This window comes from Cupriavidus sp. IDO (assembly GCF_000812465.1).
Classification (GTDB): domain Bacteria; phylum Pseudomonadota; class Gammaproteobacteria; order Burkholderiales; family Burkholderiaceae; genus Cupriavidus.
This window is the reverse complement of sequence record NZ_JWMA01000129.1, coordinates 16,027-31,565: the sequence shown is the minus strand read 5'-3', so window position 1 is coordinate 31,565 and position 15,539 is coordinate 16,027. Positions and strand designations below refer to the sequence as shown.

At 66.0% G+C, this 15,539-nt stretch carries 14 protein-coding genes; 9 read left to right on the top strand and 5 right to left on the bottom strand.

All coding sequences use genetic code 11. From position 1 onward, the window contains the following. From RM96_RS28305 to RM96_RS40320, 5 genes are all read right to left on the bottom strand, one after another. On the bottom strand, positions 1-143 hold a 143-nt coding region (locus RM96_RS28305), incomplete at its 3' end, for a proton-translocating transhydrogenase family protein (protein WP_039015047.1). 10 nt (positions 144-153) lie between these two features. Further along, the gene (locus tag RM96_RS28300) at positions 154-1,272 is read right to left on the bottom strand and encodes a Re/Si-specific NAD(P)(+) transhydrogenase subunit alpha (RefSeq protein ID WP_039015046.1); all 1,119 of its coding nucleotides are present in this window, start codon (positions 1,270-1,272) and stop codon (positions 154-156) included. Between the two features lie 104 nt (positions 1,273-1,376). Next, positions 1,377-2,171, bottom strand: a complete 795-nt coding sequence (locus RM96_RS28295; RefSeq protein ID WP_039015045.1) for a TauD/TfdA dioxygenase family protein — start codon at positions 2,169-2,171, stop codon at positions 1,377-1,379. 26 nt (positions 2,172-2,197) lie between these two features. Next, positions 2,198-3,169: a zinc-binding dehydrogenase gene (locus tag RM96_RS28290; RefSeq protein WP_039015044.1), complete on the bottom strand. Its 972-nt coding sequence runs from the start codon at positions 3,167-3,169 to the stop codon at positions 2,198-2,200. Further along, entirely contained in the window at positions 3,166-3,522 is a 357-nt protein-coding gene (locus RM96_RS40320) for a hypothetical protein (RefSeq protein ID WP_238587450.1), read from the bottom strand. Before RM96_RS40320 ends, RM96_RS28290 begins: the two co-directional genes overlap by 4 nt. A gap of 201 nt (positions 3,523-3,723) precedes the next feature. On the opposite strand from RM96_RS40320, the gene RM96_RS28280 reads away from it, so the two are divergent. From RM96_RS28280 to RM96_RS28240, 9 genes are all read left to right on the top strand, one after another. Continuing rightward, entirely contained in the window at positions 3,724-4,014 is a 291-nt protein-coding gene (locus tag RM96_RS28280; protein WP_039015042.1) for a UxaA family hydrolase, read from the top strand. A gap of 4 nt (positions 4,015-4,018) precedes the next feature. Further along, positions 4,019-5,173: a UxaA family hydrolase gene (locus RM96_RS28275; protein WP_039015041.1), complete on the top strand. Its 1,155-nt coding sequence runs from the start codon at positions 4,019-4,021 to the stop codon at positions 5,171-5,173. Between the two features lie 5 nt (positions 5,174-5,178). Beyond that, the gene (locus RM96_RS28270; protein WP_039015054.1) at positions 5,179-5,883 is read left to right on the top strand and encodes a GntR family transcriptional regulator; all 705 of its coding nucleotides are present in this window, start codon (positions 5,179-5,181) and stop codon (positions 5,881-5,883) included. Then, the gene (locus RM96_RS28265) at positions 5,880-6,914 is read left to right on the top strand and encodes an Ldh family oxidoreductase (protein ID WP_039015040.1); all 1,035 of its coding nucleotides are present in this window, start codon (positions 5,880-5,882) and stop codon (positions 6,912-6,914) included. The genes RM96_RS28270 and RM96_RS28265 overlap by 4 nt, the downstream gene beginning before the upstream one ends. Before the next feature lie 89 nt (positions 6,915-7,003). Beyond that, positions 7,004-10,579 (top strand): indolepyruvate ferredoxin oxidoreductase family protein, encoded by a 3,576-nt coding sequence (locus tag RM96_RS28260; protein WP_052279801.1) that lies wholly within the window; start codon positions 7,004-7,006, stop codon positions 10,577-10,579. A 214-nt stretch (positions 10,580-10,793) separates the two neighbouring features. After that, entirely contained in the window at positions 10,794-12,134 is a 1,341-nt protein-coding gene (locus RM96_RS28255; protein WP_082016747.1) for an MFS transporter, read from the top strand. Between the two features lie 21 nt (positions 12,135-12,155). Continuing rightward, positions 12,156-13,133: a Bug family tripartite tricarboxylate transporter substrate binding protein gene (locus RM96_RS28250; RefSeq protein ID WP_039015039.1), complete on the top strand. Its 978-nt coding sequence runs from the start codon at positions 12,156-12,158 to the stop codon at positions 13,131-13,133. A gap of 81 nt (positions 13,134-13,214) precedes the next feature. Continuing rightward, the gene (locus tag RM96_RS28245; RefSeq protein WP_039015038.1) at positions 13,215-14,408 is read left to right on the top strand and encodes an acyl-CoA dehydrogenase family protein; all 1,194 of its coding nucleotides are present in this window, start codon (positions 13,215-13,217) and stop codon (positions 14,406-14,408) included. 594 nt (positions 14,409-15,002) lie between these two features. Further along, positions 15,003-15,335, top strand: a complete 333-nt coding sequence (locus RM96_RS28240; protein ID WP_039015051.1) for a hypothetical protein — start codon at positions 15,003-15,005, stop codon at positions 15,333-15,335. Positions 15,336-15,539 lie beyond the last annotated feature (204 nt).

Below are 15,539 nucleotides of genomic sequence, written 5' to 3'. Positions count from 1 at the left end.
ATGATGATGGCCGAGATGGCATTGGTCACCGCCATCAGCGGGGTGTGCAGGGCCGGCGTCACGGTCCAGACCACGTGGTAGCCCACGTAGATCGCCAGCACGAAGATGATCAGGTTGATCACCGTGTGGTTGATGAGTTCCATCAGCGTCTCCTTAACTGGCCAGCGCGCCTTCGCGGCGGCCGGTGATGTGGCAGGCCCCGACAATGTCGTCCTGCAGGTCGATGGCGACCTTGCCTTCCTGGTTGATGATGAGCTTGAGGAAGTCGAGCACGTTGCGCGCATAGAGCGCCGAGGCGTCGGCGGCCACCATGCTGGCAAGGTTGGTGTGGCCGACCAGCGTGACGCCGTGGCGCTGCACGACTTCGTCGGGCACGGTCAGCGGGCAGTTGCCGCCCTGCGCGGCAGCCAGGTCGACCACCACCGAGCCCGGCTTCATCTGCTGCACGGTTGCTTCGGGCAGCAGCACCGGCGCCTTGCGGCCCGGAATCAGCGCGGTGGTGATGACGATGTCGGCCTGGATCGCGCGCTGGTGGACCAGTTCTGCCTGCCGCTTCATCCAGTCGGGCGGCATCGGGCGGGCATAGCCGCCCACGCCCTGCGCGATCTCGCGTTCTTCGTCGGTGAGGAACGGCACGTCGAGGAACTTGCCGCCGAGCGATTCGATCTGCTCCTTGACAGCGGGACGCACGTCTGACGCCTCGATCACTGCACCCAGGCGCTTGGCCGTGGCAATCGCCTGCAGGCCCGCCACACCGGCGCCGAGGATCAGTACGCGGGCGGCCTTCACCGTGCCGGCGGCGGTCATCAGCATCGGCATGAAGCGCTGGTAGTGGTGCGCGGCAACCAGCACGGCCTTGTAGCCGGCGATGTTGGCCTGCGACGACAGCACGTCCATGCTCTGGGCGCGCGTGGTGCGCGGCGCGGCCTCCAGCGCGAAGGCGGTGATGCCGGCGGCAGTGACGCGTGCGGTGTTCTCCCCGTCATAAGGATTGAGCATGCCCACCAGCACGGCGCCGCGCTTGATGTGCGCCAGCTCGGCCACTTCCGGCGCGCGCACCTTGAGCACCATGTCGGCGCCCAGCGCTTCGGCGGCGGTGCCAATGCGGGCGCCCACGGCCTCGTAGGCGCTGTCGGGCTGGCTGGCGCGCACGCCGGCGCCGGCCTGGACGATTACCTGGTGGCCCTGTGCGATGTATTTCTTGACGGTTTCCGGTGTGGCGGCGACACGCGCCTCTCCCGGCCGGATCTCAGTCGGGATCCCAATCTGCATTGTGCTGTCTCCGATTGTCCCGACCGGCCCCGCTGTGGGCGCCCGGGATCAGGTGTGCGCATGCCGGGACCGTGCCTGGCATGCGGTGTCATGGCGCACCCGGCTCAGCGGGGCACTTCCCCTTCGAGCGTGACGCGGTTCAGCACGCGCTCGGCGTTGCCATAGTCGTGGACGGCGTAGTGCATGGTGCAGCGGTTGTCCCACATCACCACATCGCCTTCCTGCCACATGTGACGGTAGACGTTGTCGGGGCTGGTCGAGTGCTCGTACAGGAAGTCGAGCAGCGGACGGCTTTCCGCCTCGGTCATGCCCTCGATGCACTGGGCGGTGTCGGGGTGGCCGACATAGAGCGCCTTGCGGCCCGTCTCCGGATGGGTGCGCACGATCGGGTGGACGGCGACTGACGCCTTTTCGGATCCCATCATCTTCGCCAGCCGGGCGCCGGTGAAGCGGGCGCGCAAGCCTTCGATCATGCGCTGCATCGCGGGCGACAGTCGCTCGTACGACAGGTACTGGTTGCACCACATCGTGTCGCCGCCGATCGGAATCACGACAGCCGACAGGATCGAGATCTTGGGGGGCACCTCGGTATAGATCGAATCCGAATGCCATGCTTCGGTCGAGGCCGTTTCCTTGGGAATCTTCGTGACCTGGAACAGTTCGGGGAACTCGTTCAGGCCCTTCAGGAAGGGGTTGCCCTGCACCGGCGTGCCCCAGCGGCGGGCGAAGGCGACCTGTGCGGCCGGTTGGAGGTTCTGGCCGCGGAAAATGAGCACGCCATGGTCCAGGAAGGCCTGGTGCAGGACGGCAAATGCTTCGTCGCTGATGGGTTCGTTCAGGGTGACACCCGTCACGGCAGCGCCGACCGATCCGGTCAGCGGTTTAATCTGAATAGTCATCAAGGTCTCCTCTTCGTTGTCAGGTCTCAGTCAACCAGCAATACGATCTTGCCGACGTGCTGGTCCTGCTTCATGTAGGCATGGGCGGCGTGAATGTCGGTCATGGCAAAGGTGCGGTCGATCGGCAGGCGCACGCGGCCGGCCCGCAGCAGCGGCAGCATGTCACGGGCGCACGCCTGGATGCAGTCGAGCCGCTCCTGCTCGGTGCGCGTGCGGAAGGTGACGCCGATCAGGTGCAGGCGCTTGAGCCACAGCGTGCTCAGGTCGATCTGCGCGGTCGCCGAGCCGAGCCGGGCAATGTTGACCAGCCGGCCCTGCACCGCGAGGCTCTTCATGTTCGCCTCGAACACCGGGCCACCGACCGTGTCGATGATGATGTCGACGCCACGGTTCTCCGTGGCCTGCATGATCACCTCGACCTGATCCTGGCGCGAGGAATCGATGGCCACGTCGACGCCGCACTGGCTGATCTTGTCCAGCTTGGCCGCCGAGCGCGACGAGGCGAACACGGGCTTGGCGCCCATCAGCGAGGCAATCTGGATGGCCGCCATGGCCACGCCGCCGGAGGCGCCGTTCACCAGGACCGACTCGCCGGCTTTGAGCCGGCCGTTGACCACCAGCGCGTCATGGGCCGTGATAAAGACGTTGGGGAAGGCGGCAGCATCGGTCCAGGACATCCCGTCCGGCACTGGAATCAGCGCCATGGGGTCGGCCACCACGAACTCGGCCTGGCAGCCGCGCCCGTGCCCCATCACCCGGTCACCCTTGCGCCAGCCGGCCACGCCTTCGCCAACGGCGGCGACTTCGCCTGCGAACTCGACGCCGGTGGTGATGGTATTTCCGGTACGCAGCTCCTTCGCCTGGTTGATCTCTCCGCGGTTCAGGCCGGCGGCCCGCACGCGCACCAGTACCTGATTCGGCCCTGCCACGGGCGGCGCAATGTCCTCGATGGCAACCTGGCCGCCCTCGGGGCCCGGAATCACTCGAACTGCCTTCACGTTGTTCTCCTTGATCGGTGGAATGAATTGGGTTGGCTCACGCGTCTGACAGGGCGTCCGCCCGGATCTGCGCCAGCCATTGCAGCGCCCGTTCGGCGGCATCTTCGCCGCCGGGGTGGTTGCCGCCCAAGCTGCAGGCTGCCGTCCCCCTGTGGAGCGAGATAGACACCGGGTTGCGTCGGGAACACATCGTCGTCGGCCGTGATCTGCGCCTGGTGAAGGGCTGCGTTGACGGCATGCGTGCCAGCGGTCATGCCGGCCCAGAACCAAAGTTCAAAGTCCTGCAGAGGATCGAGCCGCTGGCGCAACACCATCAGCTTTTCGAGCTTCTCCGTATGGGACATCACATTCATCCCTGGCTCCCTTACTCTTCGCGCGCCGTCATGGTGCCGTTGTGATGACGATAGTCATGACCGACGTCGATGTCAACAACTTCTATATAGGAGTTTGCCTGAGGGAGGTAGTGGTTTTCTCTGACTACGGCTTTAATTTCTTGACATAGGTGGCAGGCGTTCCCTACATTGGCATTCAACATCTATATAGGAGTTGAGGAGATGCCGAGAGCCATCGTACTGAACCAGTCCGACAACGTGGCAACGTTGCTGGACGCGGGCTATGCAGGAGACGCGTGCAGATTGCAGGGCGAAGCGTCGGGGCAGTTGGTCTTGCTCCAGGACGTGCCGTTCGGTCACAAGGTGTGTATTGCCGACACGGAGCGCGGCGCTCCTGTCCTGAAGTACGGCCAGCTCATCGGCCGGGCGAGCCAGCCCGTGCTGGCTGGCGAGCATATGCATGTCCACAACATTGAATCCGCCCGCGCCCGCGGCGACCTGGAAGAGAGGTAATCAGATGGCAACGACTTTCCTGGGGTACCCACGCGAGAACGGCACAATCGGCGTGCGTAACTGGGTCGCCGTGGTGTCCGTGATGGACAACTGCAATCCCGTGACGCGCACGATCGCCCGCACGGTCGGCGGCTGCATCCCCGTCACCACCCTGTTCGTGCGCGGCCAGTTCGGCGCGGACCTCGATTTCGCCTTCGAGTCGCTCGCCGGGCTGGGGCGCAATCCCAATATCGCGTCGGTCCTGCTGGTGGGCCTGGAGGAGCAGTCGACCGCCGAAGTGGCGCGCCGCATCCGCCTGTCCGGCAAGCCGGTGGAGTCTGTCCACCTGCAACCGGACGGCACGGTGCAATGCATTGCCGACGGCACGCGCAAGGCGGCCCGGCTGGCGCTCGCCGCGTCGCGTATCCGCCGCGTACCGTGCCCGGTCTCGTCGCTGGTGCTGGGCGTGGAGTGTGGCGGGTCGGATACGACGTCCGGCCTGAGTTGCAACCCGGTCATTGGCCGCATGGCGGACATGGTGATCGCCGAGGGCGGGACGGTGATCATTTCGGAGACGTCGGAATTCATCGGCGCCGACCACCTCTTCGCCGAACGGGCCGTGGATGGCAAGGTGCGCGAAGACTTCGTCACGGCGGTCCGGAACATGGAGAACCTGGCCATCTCGCGCGGCGTGGACATGCGGGAAGACCAGCCGTCGCCGGATAACAAGCGCGGCGGCCTGACCACGGTCGAGGAGAAGGCCCTCGGCGCCATGGCCAAGGCCGGCACCAGCCCGCTGGTGGGCGTGTTGCGCTACGGCGAGGCGCCAACCCGCAAGGGGCTGCATTTCATGGACGCGCCGGCGGCGGCCGTCGAAAACCTGACAGCGCTTGCGGCCGGCGGCTGTCAGCTCACCTTCTTCGGCACGGGAGTGGGCAACCCGATCGGCAGCATGGTGGCACCGACGGTCAAGGTGTGCGGCAACGTCAATACGCTCGACACCATGGCCGATAACATCGATTTCGACGTGAGCGGGATCCTGCAGCGGGGTGAGAAGATTTCCGACCAGGGCGAACGGCTGTTCGCCTATGCGGTGGACGTCGCCTCGGGCACGCGGGTGACGAGCGAGGTGTTCGACATCCGGGAGACTGCGATCAGTCGCTTTGCCTTGAGCCTGTGAGCACCATGACAAAACTCTCCACTGTCTCCGACGCCATCATCCGGTCCATCGAATCCGGGGCGCTGCGCGAGGGAGACCGCCTGCCTTCGGAGGGGGACCTTGCCACCCTACACGGCGTGAGCGTGGGCACCATCCAGAAGGCACTCATGCGGCTGACGCACTCCGGCCTGATCACGCGCGAGAAAGGGCGGGGCACCTTTGTCACCGGCGCGCGGGTGGCGCCGGCCGATGTGCGTTACCTGCGCTTTCGCGATGAGGAGGCGAACGAACTGCCGCTGTACGTACATGCTCGCTCGGTCAAGCGCGTCAATCGCAAGGGCCAGTGGTCGGAGTTCCTGGGCGGCGAAGGCTACGTGCGCATCGAGCGCGTCATCAGCGTGGGCGGCCGCTTCGATCTCTACAGCGAGTTCTGGCTGCGCGAAGAGGATTTCGCGCAACTGGGCGGGCTGGACCGGGAGGCGCTGGAGAAAAACCTGCGCGAGCTGATCGGCCAGCGGCTGTCGCTGCCGACGCTGCGCGCGGACCAGTGGTTGCGCTTTGGCGCGCCGCCGGCCGCGGTGGCCCCTGAACTCGGGCTCGCGCCGGAGGCGCCGGCCTTGATCATGGAATTGCGCGGTTTCACGTTGCGTGATCAACCGCTCTACTACCAGGCTATCTATGCCGCTCCCTTTGCGGAACGGCTGACGACCGTGCGGGAGAAATTGTCATGACGACCCGATACAGCCCCGCGACGCTCGAACAGTGGATCGCCGCGGTATTCGAAGCGAGCGACGTGCCGGCCGCCCATGCGGCGCAAGCCGCCGACGTCCTGGTGCGCAGTGAGCTGCGCGGCTACAAGACCCATGGCCTGACCCGCGTGGCGTCGTATGCCGACCGGCTGGCCGCGGGCGACTTCAACCCGCGGCCGGCGATGACCCATCGGGTCTTCCCGGGCGGCGTGGTGCTGAATGCCGACGGGGCGATGGGGCAGGTCGCCGGTCCCCATGCGGTGCGGCTCGGCCTGCAGGCGCTGGAGACGAGTGCCTCCGTGCTGGTGGCGGTGCAGGACTGCGGCCATCTGGGTGCCCTGGGCATCCATGCGCTGCTCGCGGCCGAGGCCGGTGCCTTCTGCATGGCTGGCCAGCGCACGCCGCCGCTGCTTGCCATGGAGGGTTTCTCCCGGGCGGCAATCGGTCACAACCCCATCGCCTTCGGCTGCCCCGTGCCCGGCGGCGCGCCCATCGTCTTCGACGTCGCCTGCAGCGTCGCGGCCCGTGGCCACATCCTGCTGGCGGCGCGCGAAGGCCGGCCGATTCCTTCCGGCTGGGCACTCGACGCGGACGGCGTACCGACCACCGACGCCGGGCGGGCCCTGGACGGATCGCTGCTGCCGATGGGCGGCCACAAGGGCATCGGCATCGCCATGATGGTGGAGTGCCTGGCCGGTGCCATGGCCGCCACGGCGGAGTCGCTGGATCCGGCGCGCGACCAGATCAAGAGCGGCGGCGCGGCCGGCAAGCAGGGCGGATTCGTTTGGCTGGTCAGGCCGGCCGCATTCTCCGGGGATGACCTCTTCGCGGAATACATGAAACGGTGGACGGATACCTATCTCGACGCAGGCGGCGACGAGGCCCGCCTGCCCGGCCAGCGCGGCGACGTGCTGGAGCGCGCGGGCCACGAGGACGGCATCACGCTGCCTGGCGCCATTGCCGGAGAGTTACGTGCGCTCGGGCAGCGCTTAGGCCTCCCGTTCCCCGACTGACCCCCCGAATTCGACAGCGGAATTGATATCCGGGCCATCCGGCGGATGCCGGCCACCCGTACACCAATATAACTAGCAGGACTCGACCCATGAACGCCCCTCTCCCCACCGAACTGGCCCGCCAGGCCATGAACGCCGTGTCCATCGACGACAAGTACGTGCTGCAGTCCGGGCGTGCCTTCATGACCGGCGTGCAGGCGCTGGTCCGGCTCCCCCTGTTGCAGCGCCAGCGCGACGCCAGCGCCGGCCACAACACTGGAGGCTTCATCTCCGGATATCGTGGCTCGCCGCTCGGCACCTATGACCAGACGCTCTGGCAGGCCAAGAAGCACCTGGCCGACAACCATATCGTCTTCCAGCCCGGCGTCAACGAGGAACTGGGTGCCACTGCGGTGTGGGGCTCGCAGCAACTGGAATTCGATGCGGCCAGCAAGAAGTACGATGGCGTGTTCGGCATCTGGTATGGCAAGGGCCCGGGGGTCGACCGCAGCGGCGATGTCCTGAAGCACGCCAACCTGGCCGGCACGGCGCCGCTGGGCGGCGTGATCGCCCTCGCGGGGGATGACCACGTCTCGAAGAGCAGCACGCTCGCCCACCAGAGCGACCACACCCTGATGGCTTGCGGCCTGCCGGTGTTCTTTCCCGCCAATGTGCAGGACATCCTCGACCTTGGCCAGCATGCCTTCGCCATGAGCCGCTTCAGTGGCTTGTGGGCCGGCATGAAGACCGTGCAGGAAGTGGTGGAATCCGGCGCGTCGGTGACCACCGATGCCGACCGGGTCCGGATCCTCCTGCCCGAGGACTTCACGGCACCGCAAGGCGGCATGCACATCCGCTGGCCGGACGATCCGCTCGCCGCCGAAGCGCGCATGATGGAATACAAGTGGCCCGCCGCGCTGGCCTATGTGCGCGCCAACCGGCTCAACCACAACGTGGTCGAGGGCCCGGACGACCGCCTCGGCATCATCGCCAGCGGCAAGGCCTACAGCGACACCCGCCAGGCGCTGCTGGACCTGGGGCTGGACGATGCCGCGTGCCGCCGGCTTGGCATCCGGGTGCACAAGGTCAGCGTGGTGTGGCCGCTGGAGCCGGAAAGCGTGCGTGACTTCGCCCGCGGCTTGCGCGAGATCCTCGTCGTCGAGGAAAAGCGTCCGATCGTCGAGCAGCAGCTCAAGGACGAGCTGTATCACCTGGACGCCGCGCGCCGCCCGGTGATCTTCGGCAAGTACGACCACATCGAAGGCGGCGGCGGCGAATGGAGCCACCGCAAGCCGGGCGAGGACTGGCTGCTGCGCGCCAAGGCGGACCTGTCGCCGGCGCTGGTGGCCAAGGCCATCGCGCGGCGCCTGGCGCAACTGGGCGTGCCGGCCGATGTGTCGGCGCGCATGGACCAGCGGCTGCGCGAAATCGAGGCCAGCGAGCGGGGCACCGCGCAGGGCGACAGCCGCGCGAGCGATCGCCTGCCATGGTTCTGCCCGGGTTGCCCGCACAACACCAGCACCAAGGTGCCGGACGGCTCCATCGCCATGGCGGGGATCGGCTGCCACGGCATGGTGACGTGGATGGACCGCTCGACCACCTCCTGGACCCAGATGGGCGGCGAAGGGGTGCCCTGGATGGGCCAGGCGCCGTTCAGCAAGCGCACACACATGTTTGCCAACCTCGGTGACGGCACCTACAACCACTCCGGGCTGCTGGCGGTGCGCCAGTCGATCCACGCGGGTGTCAACCTGACCTACAAGATCCTCTTCAACAGCGCCGTCGCCATGACCGGCGGGCAGCCGGTGGACGGCGGCGAGCTCGACGTGCCGGCGATGACCCGCGAACTGGCGGCCGAAGGGGCGAAGCAGATCGTGGTGGTGACGGACGATCCCGCCAAGTATGCGGTAATCAACAACATGGCGGCCGGCGTCACCGTGCGGCATCGCGACGAGCTGGATACCGTGCAGCGCGAACTGCGCGAAGCGGCTGGTGTGACGGTGATCATCTACGACCAGGCCTGCGCGACGAAGAAACGCCGCGAGCGCAAGCGCGGCACCATGGCCGATCCGGACAAGCGGGTGGTCATCAACGAACTGGTGTGCGAAGGCTGCGGCGACTGCTCGGTGCAGAGCAACTGCCTGGCCGTGCAGCCGGTGGAAACCGAGTTCGGCCGCAAGCGCAAGGTCAACCAGGACACCTGCAACAAGGACTTCTCCTGCGTGAAGGGCTTCTGCCCGAGCTTCGTGACCGTGGAAGGCGGCAAGCTGCGCAAGCCGGATGCCGGCAGCAAGGCCCGTCCGCCCGCGCCAGACTCGTTGCCGACGCCGCGCCTGCCGGACATGGACCGTCCGCAGCGCATCCTCGTGGCCGGCATCGGCGGGACGGGCGTCGTCACCATCGGCGCGGTCATGGGCATGGCCGCCCACCTCGAAGGCAAGGGCGTGATCACACAGGACGCGACCGGCATGGCGCAGATGGGCGGGTCGACGTGGAGCCACATCCAGATCGCCGCGACACCGGAGGCGCTGCACGCGAGCCGTGTCGATGTCGCGATGGCCGATCTGGTGATCGCCTGCGACACGGTGGTCGGCGCCAGCAAGTCGAGCGTGGCGACGATGTCGCCGGAACGCACCTTCGTCGTGCTGAACAGCCACCTGACGCCCACCGCGGCCTTCGTCAGCAACCCGGACTGGGAGCCGGACACCGAGCAGGCGCTGGCGAAGATCGGCAAGGCCATCGGACCGGACGCACTGGCTACCCTCGACGCCGAGCGGGTTGCCACGCAGCTTCTCGGGCAGTCCATCTACGCGAACCTGCTGATGCTGGGCTACGCGTGGCAGAAGGGCCGGGTGCCGCTGTCGCACGATGCGCTGATGCGCGCCATCGAGCTGAACGGCGTGCAGGTGGAGAGCAACAAAGCCGCCTTCGAATGGGGCCGCTTGTGCGCCCACGACATGAGCAAGGTGCCGGTGCGCAGCCAGGACGCCACTGTCGTCCAGTTTGTGCGCAAGCCGTCGCTGGCAGACCTGCGCCGCAAGCATGTGGAGTTCCTCACGGCCTACCAGAGCGCAGCCTATGCTGCTCAGTACGAGGACTTCATCGGCAAGGTGGCGGTCATGGAGGGCCGGCTTGGCGGCACCCGTCTGACGGAGGCGGTAGCGCGCTCGCTGTTCAAGCTGATGGCCTACAAGGACGAGTACGAAGTGGCCCGCCTGCATTCGGACGCGGCCTTCCGCAAGCAGATCAGCGAGATGTTCGAAGGCGACGTGAAGATCGTCCACCATCTCGCGCCGCCCCTGTTCGCGAAGAAGGGCGCCGATGGCGAGCCGGTCAAGAGCGCCTACGGGCCGTGGATGCGGAGCGCCTTCCAGGTGCTGGCGAGGCTGAAGGGCCTGCGCGGCACGGCCTTCGATCCCTTCGGCTATACCGCCGAGCGCCGCGAGGAGCGCGCCATCATCGGGGAATACCGGCAGTGCGTCGAGGAACTGCTCCGCACGGTGGGCAAGCAGAACCTGGACCTGTCCGTCGAGATCGCCAAATTGCCGCAGGACATCCGTGGATACGGCCACGTCAAGGCGAAGAACCTGGCCGCCGTGCGCACGCGGTGGCAGACGCTGGTGCAGCGCTGGCGCGCCGGTGAAACCACGGCGAGCGACGTGCGGCAACCCGGTGCCGCGGCATGACCTACGAGCCGGCCAGCAACGGCAACCGGGAGCAGTTCGGGAATTTCATCGCGTCGGAGCAGAAGAAGTGGGCTCTGGCGATCAAGCAGTCCGGCTTCCGGCCGGAATAAGTGGTAGCGGCGGGGCGGCTCTTCGTGGCCGCCTCGCATGAAGCAACAGACGATTCACAGACGGCAGGCATTGCGCCAGACGCAAGCTGCACCAGGAGACAAGAATGCCCCTCGACCCTACCGCCATGGCGAACCCGGCCAGTGCCCCGTCGCCAGGCGAGGCGCAGGCCAAGTCGGCCAAGAAGCCGATGTCCAAGGCTTCGGCCATCTCGGCGATCACGATCGGCGGAGCCCTCGAACTCTATGACTCGGGGGTCTACAACTTCTTCGCCACGCTGATCATTCCACTGTATTTCCCCGTCGGCAATCCGCTTGGCCAGTTGCTGCTGTCGTTCGGCACGTTCGGCGCCGGCTACCTGATGCGCCCGCTGGGCGGGCTGGTGATCGGCCGCTATGCCGACCGCTCCGGGCGCAAGCCGGCGGTGCTGCTGTCGATGTGGCTGATGGCGCTGAGCGCGCTGATCCTGGTGGTGACGCCCACCTATGCCCAGATCGGCGTGATGGCACCCGTGCTGATGATCACCGCGCGGCTGGTGCAGGGCTTCGCCATCGGTGGCGAGATGGGCTCGGCGACGGCCATGCTGATGGAGTACGCCGACGAACGCTCGCGCGGCTTCTACACGAGCTGGCAGACCGCCAGCCAAGGCATCGCGGCGGTGTTCGCGGCACTGATGGCGCTCGCGCTCAGCGACTTCCTCAGCCCCCACGCGCTGGAATCGTGGGGCTGGCGTGTCGCGTTCCTGATCGGCATTCTGGTGATCCCCATCGGCCAGATCATCCGTCGCCGGCTCGAGGAAACGCTGGAGCCGGTGCAGCGCAAGAAAGGCGCGAAGCCGGCCAATAGCTGGCAGACCATGCGCGAGCACTGGCGCGAGCTGGCGGCCAGCGTGCTGCTGATGATCGGCCTCGCCGCCGCGGTGCACCTGATCGCCTACTACCTGCCGAATTACGCGTCGTTCCAGCTCAATATCCCGCGCGGCCAGGCGGTCTGGGCGGGCTTCGTCGCGGCTGCGGTGATGGTCGTGTTCGGTCCCATCGCCGGCCTGCTGAGCGACCGCGTCGGGCGCCGGAAGATGGTGTGGTGGACGCGGCTGGCACTGCTCGCCATGCCTTACCCGGCCTTCATCGTGATCAACGCCTTCCCGTCGCTGACCTGCCTGCTCATCGTGGTCGGCCTGCTGGCGATCCCGATGGCGATGACCTCGCCTGCGACACTGGTGCTGGTGAGCGAGGTGCTGCCCCAGCGCCTGCGCGCCACCGGCATGGCGGTGACTTACTACGTTGCCATCGCGGTATTTGGCGGCTTTGCCCAGCTCTTCTCGACGTTGCTGATCCACCTGACGAACAGCCCGAATGCGCCGGCGCTGTACCTGATCTGCTGCGGCCTCGTCTCGCTGTTGGGGCTGCGCATGGTGCCGGAGACGCTGGGGAAGCGGCTCGGATAAATGCGGAAGCGGAGAAAACAATTGAAATCGATACAACAACGAATTGCCCGCGTCATCGGCGCGGTGGTGCTGGCGGCGTGTGCGGCGACCACGCTGGCGGAAGGGGCGTATCCGAGCCGCCCGATACGCATGATCGTGCCCTGGCCCGCAGGAGGCAGCGTGGACATCGCGACCCGCGTCGTGACGGAGCGCGTCTCCGCCGAGCTGGGACAGCCGGTCATCGTGGAGAACAGGCCGGGTGCCGCCGGAAACATCGGTGCTCAGGCGGCGGCGAAGTCCGCTCCGGACGGGTACACGTTGTTGGTCGCGACCACGCCGATGATCATCAACCGCAGTCTCGAGGACAGGCTGCCGTACGACCTGGCCCGTGACTTCAGCCCAATCAGCACGCTCGTGACCCTGAACTATGTGTTGGTCGTGAACCCGTCGGTGGCCGGATCGGTGCAGGACCTTGTGCGCAAGGCCAAGGCGCAGCCGGGCCGGATCACTTATGCGTCGTCGGGGCCAGGTACGCAGCTTCACCTGATCGGCGAGGCGTTCAGGAAGCAGACAGGGGTCGACATCGTCCATGTCCCGTATAAGGGCGCGCCGCCGGCGCTGGCAGACATGGTCGGTGGCCACATCGCGATGATGTTCCCGGGATTCCCGGTAGTGGAGCCATTGCTGAAGTCGGGCCAGCTCAAGGCCCTCGCCGTGGTAGGCAAGCACCGGCTACCCGGGCTGCCGGAAATTCCGACCCTGGCTGAAGCGGGGGTGCCCGGCATCGATTCCGTGGAATGGTATGGCGTGGTCGCGCCGGCCGGAACGCCGGGCAACATCGTGACGAAGCTCAACGACGAATTCGAGAAGGCCCTGCGGAACCCGGCAGTTCGCAAGCGCCTGGCGAGCCATGGCTTCGAGCCGGCCGGAAGCACGCAGCAAGCGTTTGCCGACCTGATACAGGCAGAGCAGAGGAAATGGCCTATCGTGGTGAGGCAGGCTGGCCTGCACCGTGAGTAGCCGCACCTTCGCTCAAGATGAGAACTACCATGATCGCTTCGTTTGCGGTCATATGATCGATACACCGTAAGGAAGTCATCTATGTTTACCCAATGCCCCACTGAAAGAAGCCAGCGCATCGCCGACAGCGTCGAGCGCTTCGTGCGCGACGTCGTGATGCCCTATGAGCGCGACCCGCGCTGCGCCGATCATGGCCCATCGGACGAGCTTGTCGCCGAATTGCGTGAAAAGGCCCGTGCCGCCGGAGTGATGACGCCCCATATCCTGCCAGACGGCTCTCACCTGTCTCAGCGAGAAACCGCGGCCGTGCTCAAGCGTTCCGGCCTGTCGCCGCTCGGCCCGGTCGCCGTCAATACCATGGCGCCGGACGAAGGTAACATGTTCCTGCTGGGCGAGGTGGCCACGGCAGCGCAGAAGGACCAGTTCCTCGCGCCGGTAGTCAGCGGCCAGGCCCGGTCGGCGTTTTTCATGACGGAGCCCGCGGAGGAGGGCGGCGCGGGCTCGGACCCGTCGATGCTCCAGACCACGGCAATCAGGGAGGGCGACGAATGGGTGATACACGGTCGGAAGAAGTTCATCACCGGCGCAGAAGGTGCAAGCGTTGGCATTATCATGGCGCGCACGGGGGATGCCGACCACGTGCAGGCCACGATGTTCCTGGTCGAATTGCCCAACCCGGCGATCCGCATCGAACGCCTGATCGATACCATCGACAGCTCCATGCCAGGTGGGCACGCACTGGTCCAAATCGACAATCTGCGCGTCCCGCAGTCCAGCGTGCTGGGCGAAGTGAACGAGGGCTTCCGCTATGCGCAGGTTCGCCTGTCGCCGGCGCGGCTCTCCCATTGCATGCGCTGGTTCGGCGGCGCTGCGCGGGCCGACGAGATCGCGCGCGCATACGCCACCACACGCAAGGCGTTCGGCAAGCTGCTGATTGATCATGAAGGCGTGGGCTTCATGCTGGCCGAGAACCTGATCGACCTGCAACAGGCCGCGCTGATGATCGACTGGTGCGCCGGGGTGCTCGATGAAGGCCTCCTCGGTACGGCAGAGAGTTCGATGACCAAGGTAGCGGTCTCCGAGGCACTGTTCCGTGTGGCGGATCGATGCGTGCAGATCCTGGGCGGCATGGGGGTGTCGCGCGACACGGTGGTCGAACAGATCTTCCGCGAGATTCGGGGATTCCGCATTTACGATGGCCCGACCGAAGTCCACAAATGGTCGCTGGCTAAGAAGATCAAGCGCGACACGCTGGGCGCAGCGCCTCGAGGGTGAGCAACTTGCAGGCCCCATCGGCCTGCTAATAGATGAGCATCCTGGCTACCCGCATGCCCGGCGCGTTGTGCCGCACCGAGACTTCGACCAGACGCGGGGCTGCGGCACTTCCGGGCTTCTTTCAGACCCTCGATCGAAGGGCCGATTGCTGCGCGAAGCAGACGTCCGGATGTCCGGTTCATGTAGTCGGAGAATGACGCATCATGGCCGGCAACCACCTTAGCTGAGTCCTGAGCGAACAGCACAGAATCGGCCGTTTCAGCCGGTCGCACGCGCTGAAGTTTGCGCAACTCGGCAGTTAGAGGCAGCGGCACCCTATGCCCGGTGTGGCGCGAATTGCAAAGTGGTTGGCGCGCACTGGATAGCCTCAGGCGCCAAAGCCGCTACTCTTGCCATAGAGATTTTGGCGGTGTGTAACACGGTTAGAACCGGGATGCGCTTTGTGGACAGCCTGCACTGAGCAGATGCCCCCATGGCAACTCAGTGCCTGGAACACTGAAATGTCCCGCACGGCCATGACCGCTGCTCCAGAGTGGGCGTGCACCCCTGCAGAACCACTCCAATACGATGTTTTCCTGGAAGGACGAAACCAAGATGGCCTACTCTCTCTCCCGAGCTAACGTGGACAGCATCACTGACGCTGAGCTGGAGCGCAGCACTGTGAAACACCTGCCGAAGTGGGACGACATCCCTGCGGACTTCCGCAATGGCAATCTCTACACTCAAATGGCACAGGCGCGTCTTCTTGACTACCCAATGCCGAATGCTTCCGTCTCGCTTCTACCTGGCTTTGAAGACGACGGTGCCTGTAAGGCGATTGACCGCTGCATCACGGCACACCTGAATGCCTTTGCTCCCAAGCACGAACACAAGATCGCCGGCGTGGGCTACATGATCTCGAAAATCTGCAGGCTCCTGCCTGTTTGAGGGGTGGCCGGGATAAGCCATTATGCGCGCAGAGAATAATGGCGAATCTTGGCCGACCCTCTTATTCACGCCCGTGAGCGGCAGTTTGGCTTAAGCGCTAACGGACCTGCTAAACGTGCGCGTCGCGCGAATCGCCATTGAGCGCGCGCAGCGGTACGGCTTGTACGCCCAGAGGCTTCCACAACGTCGGGCGTTTGCGCCCCC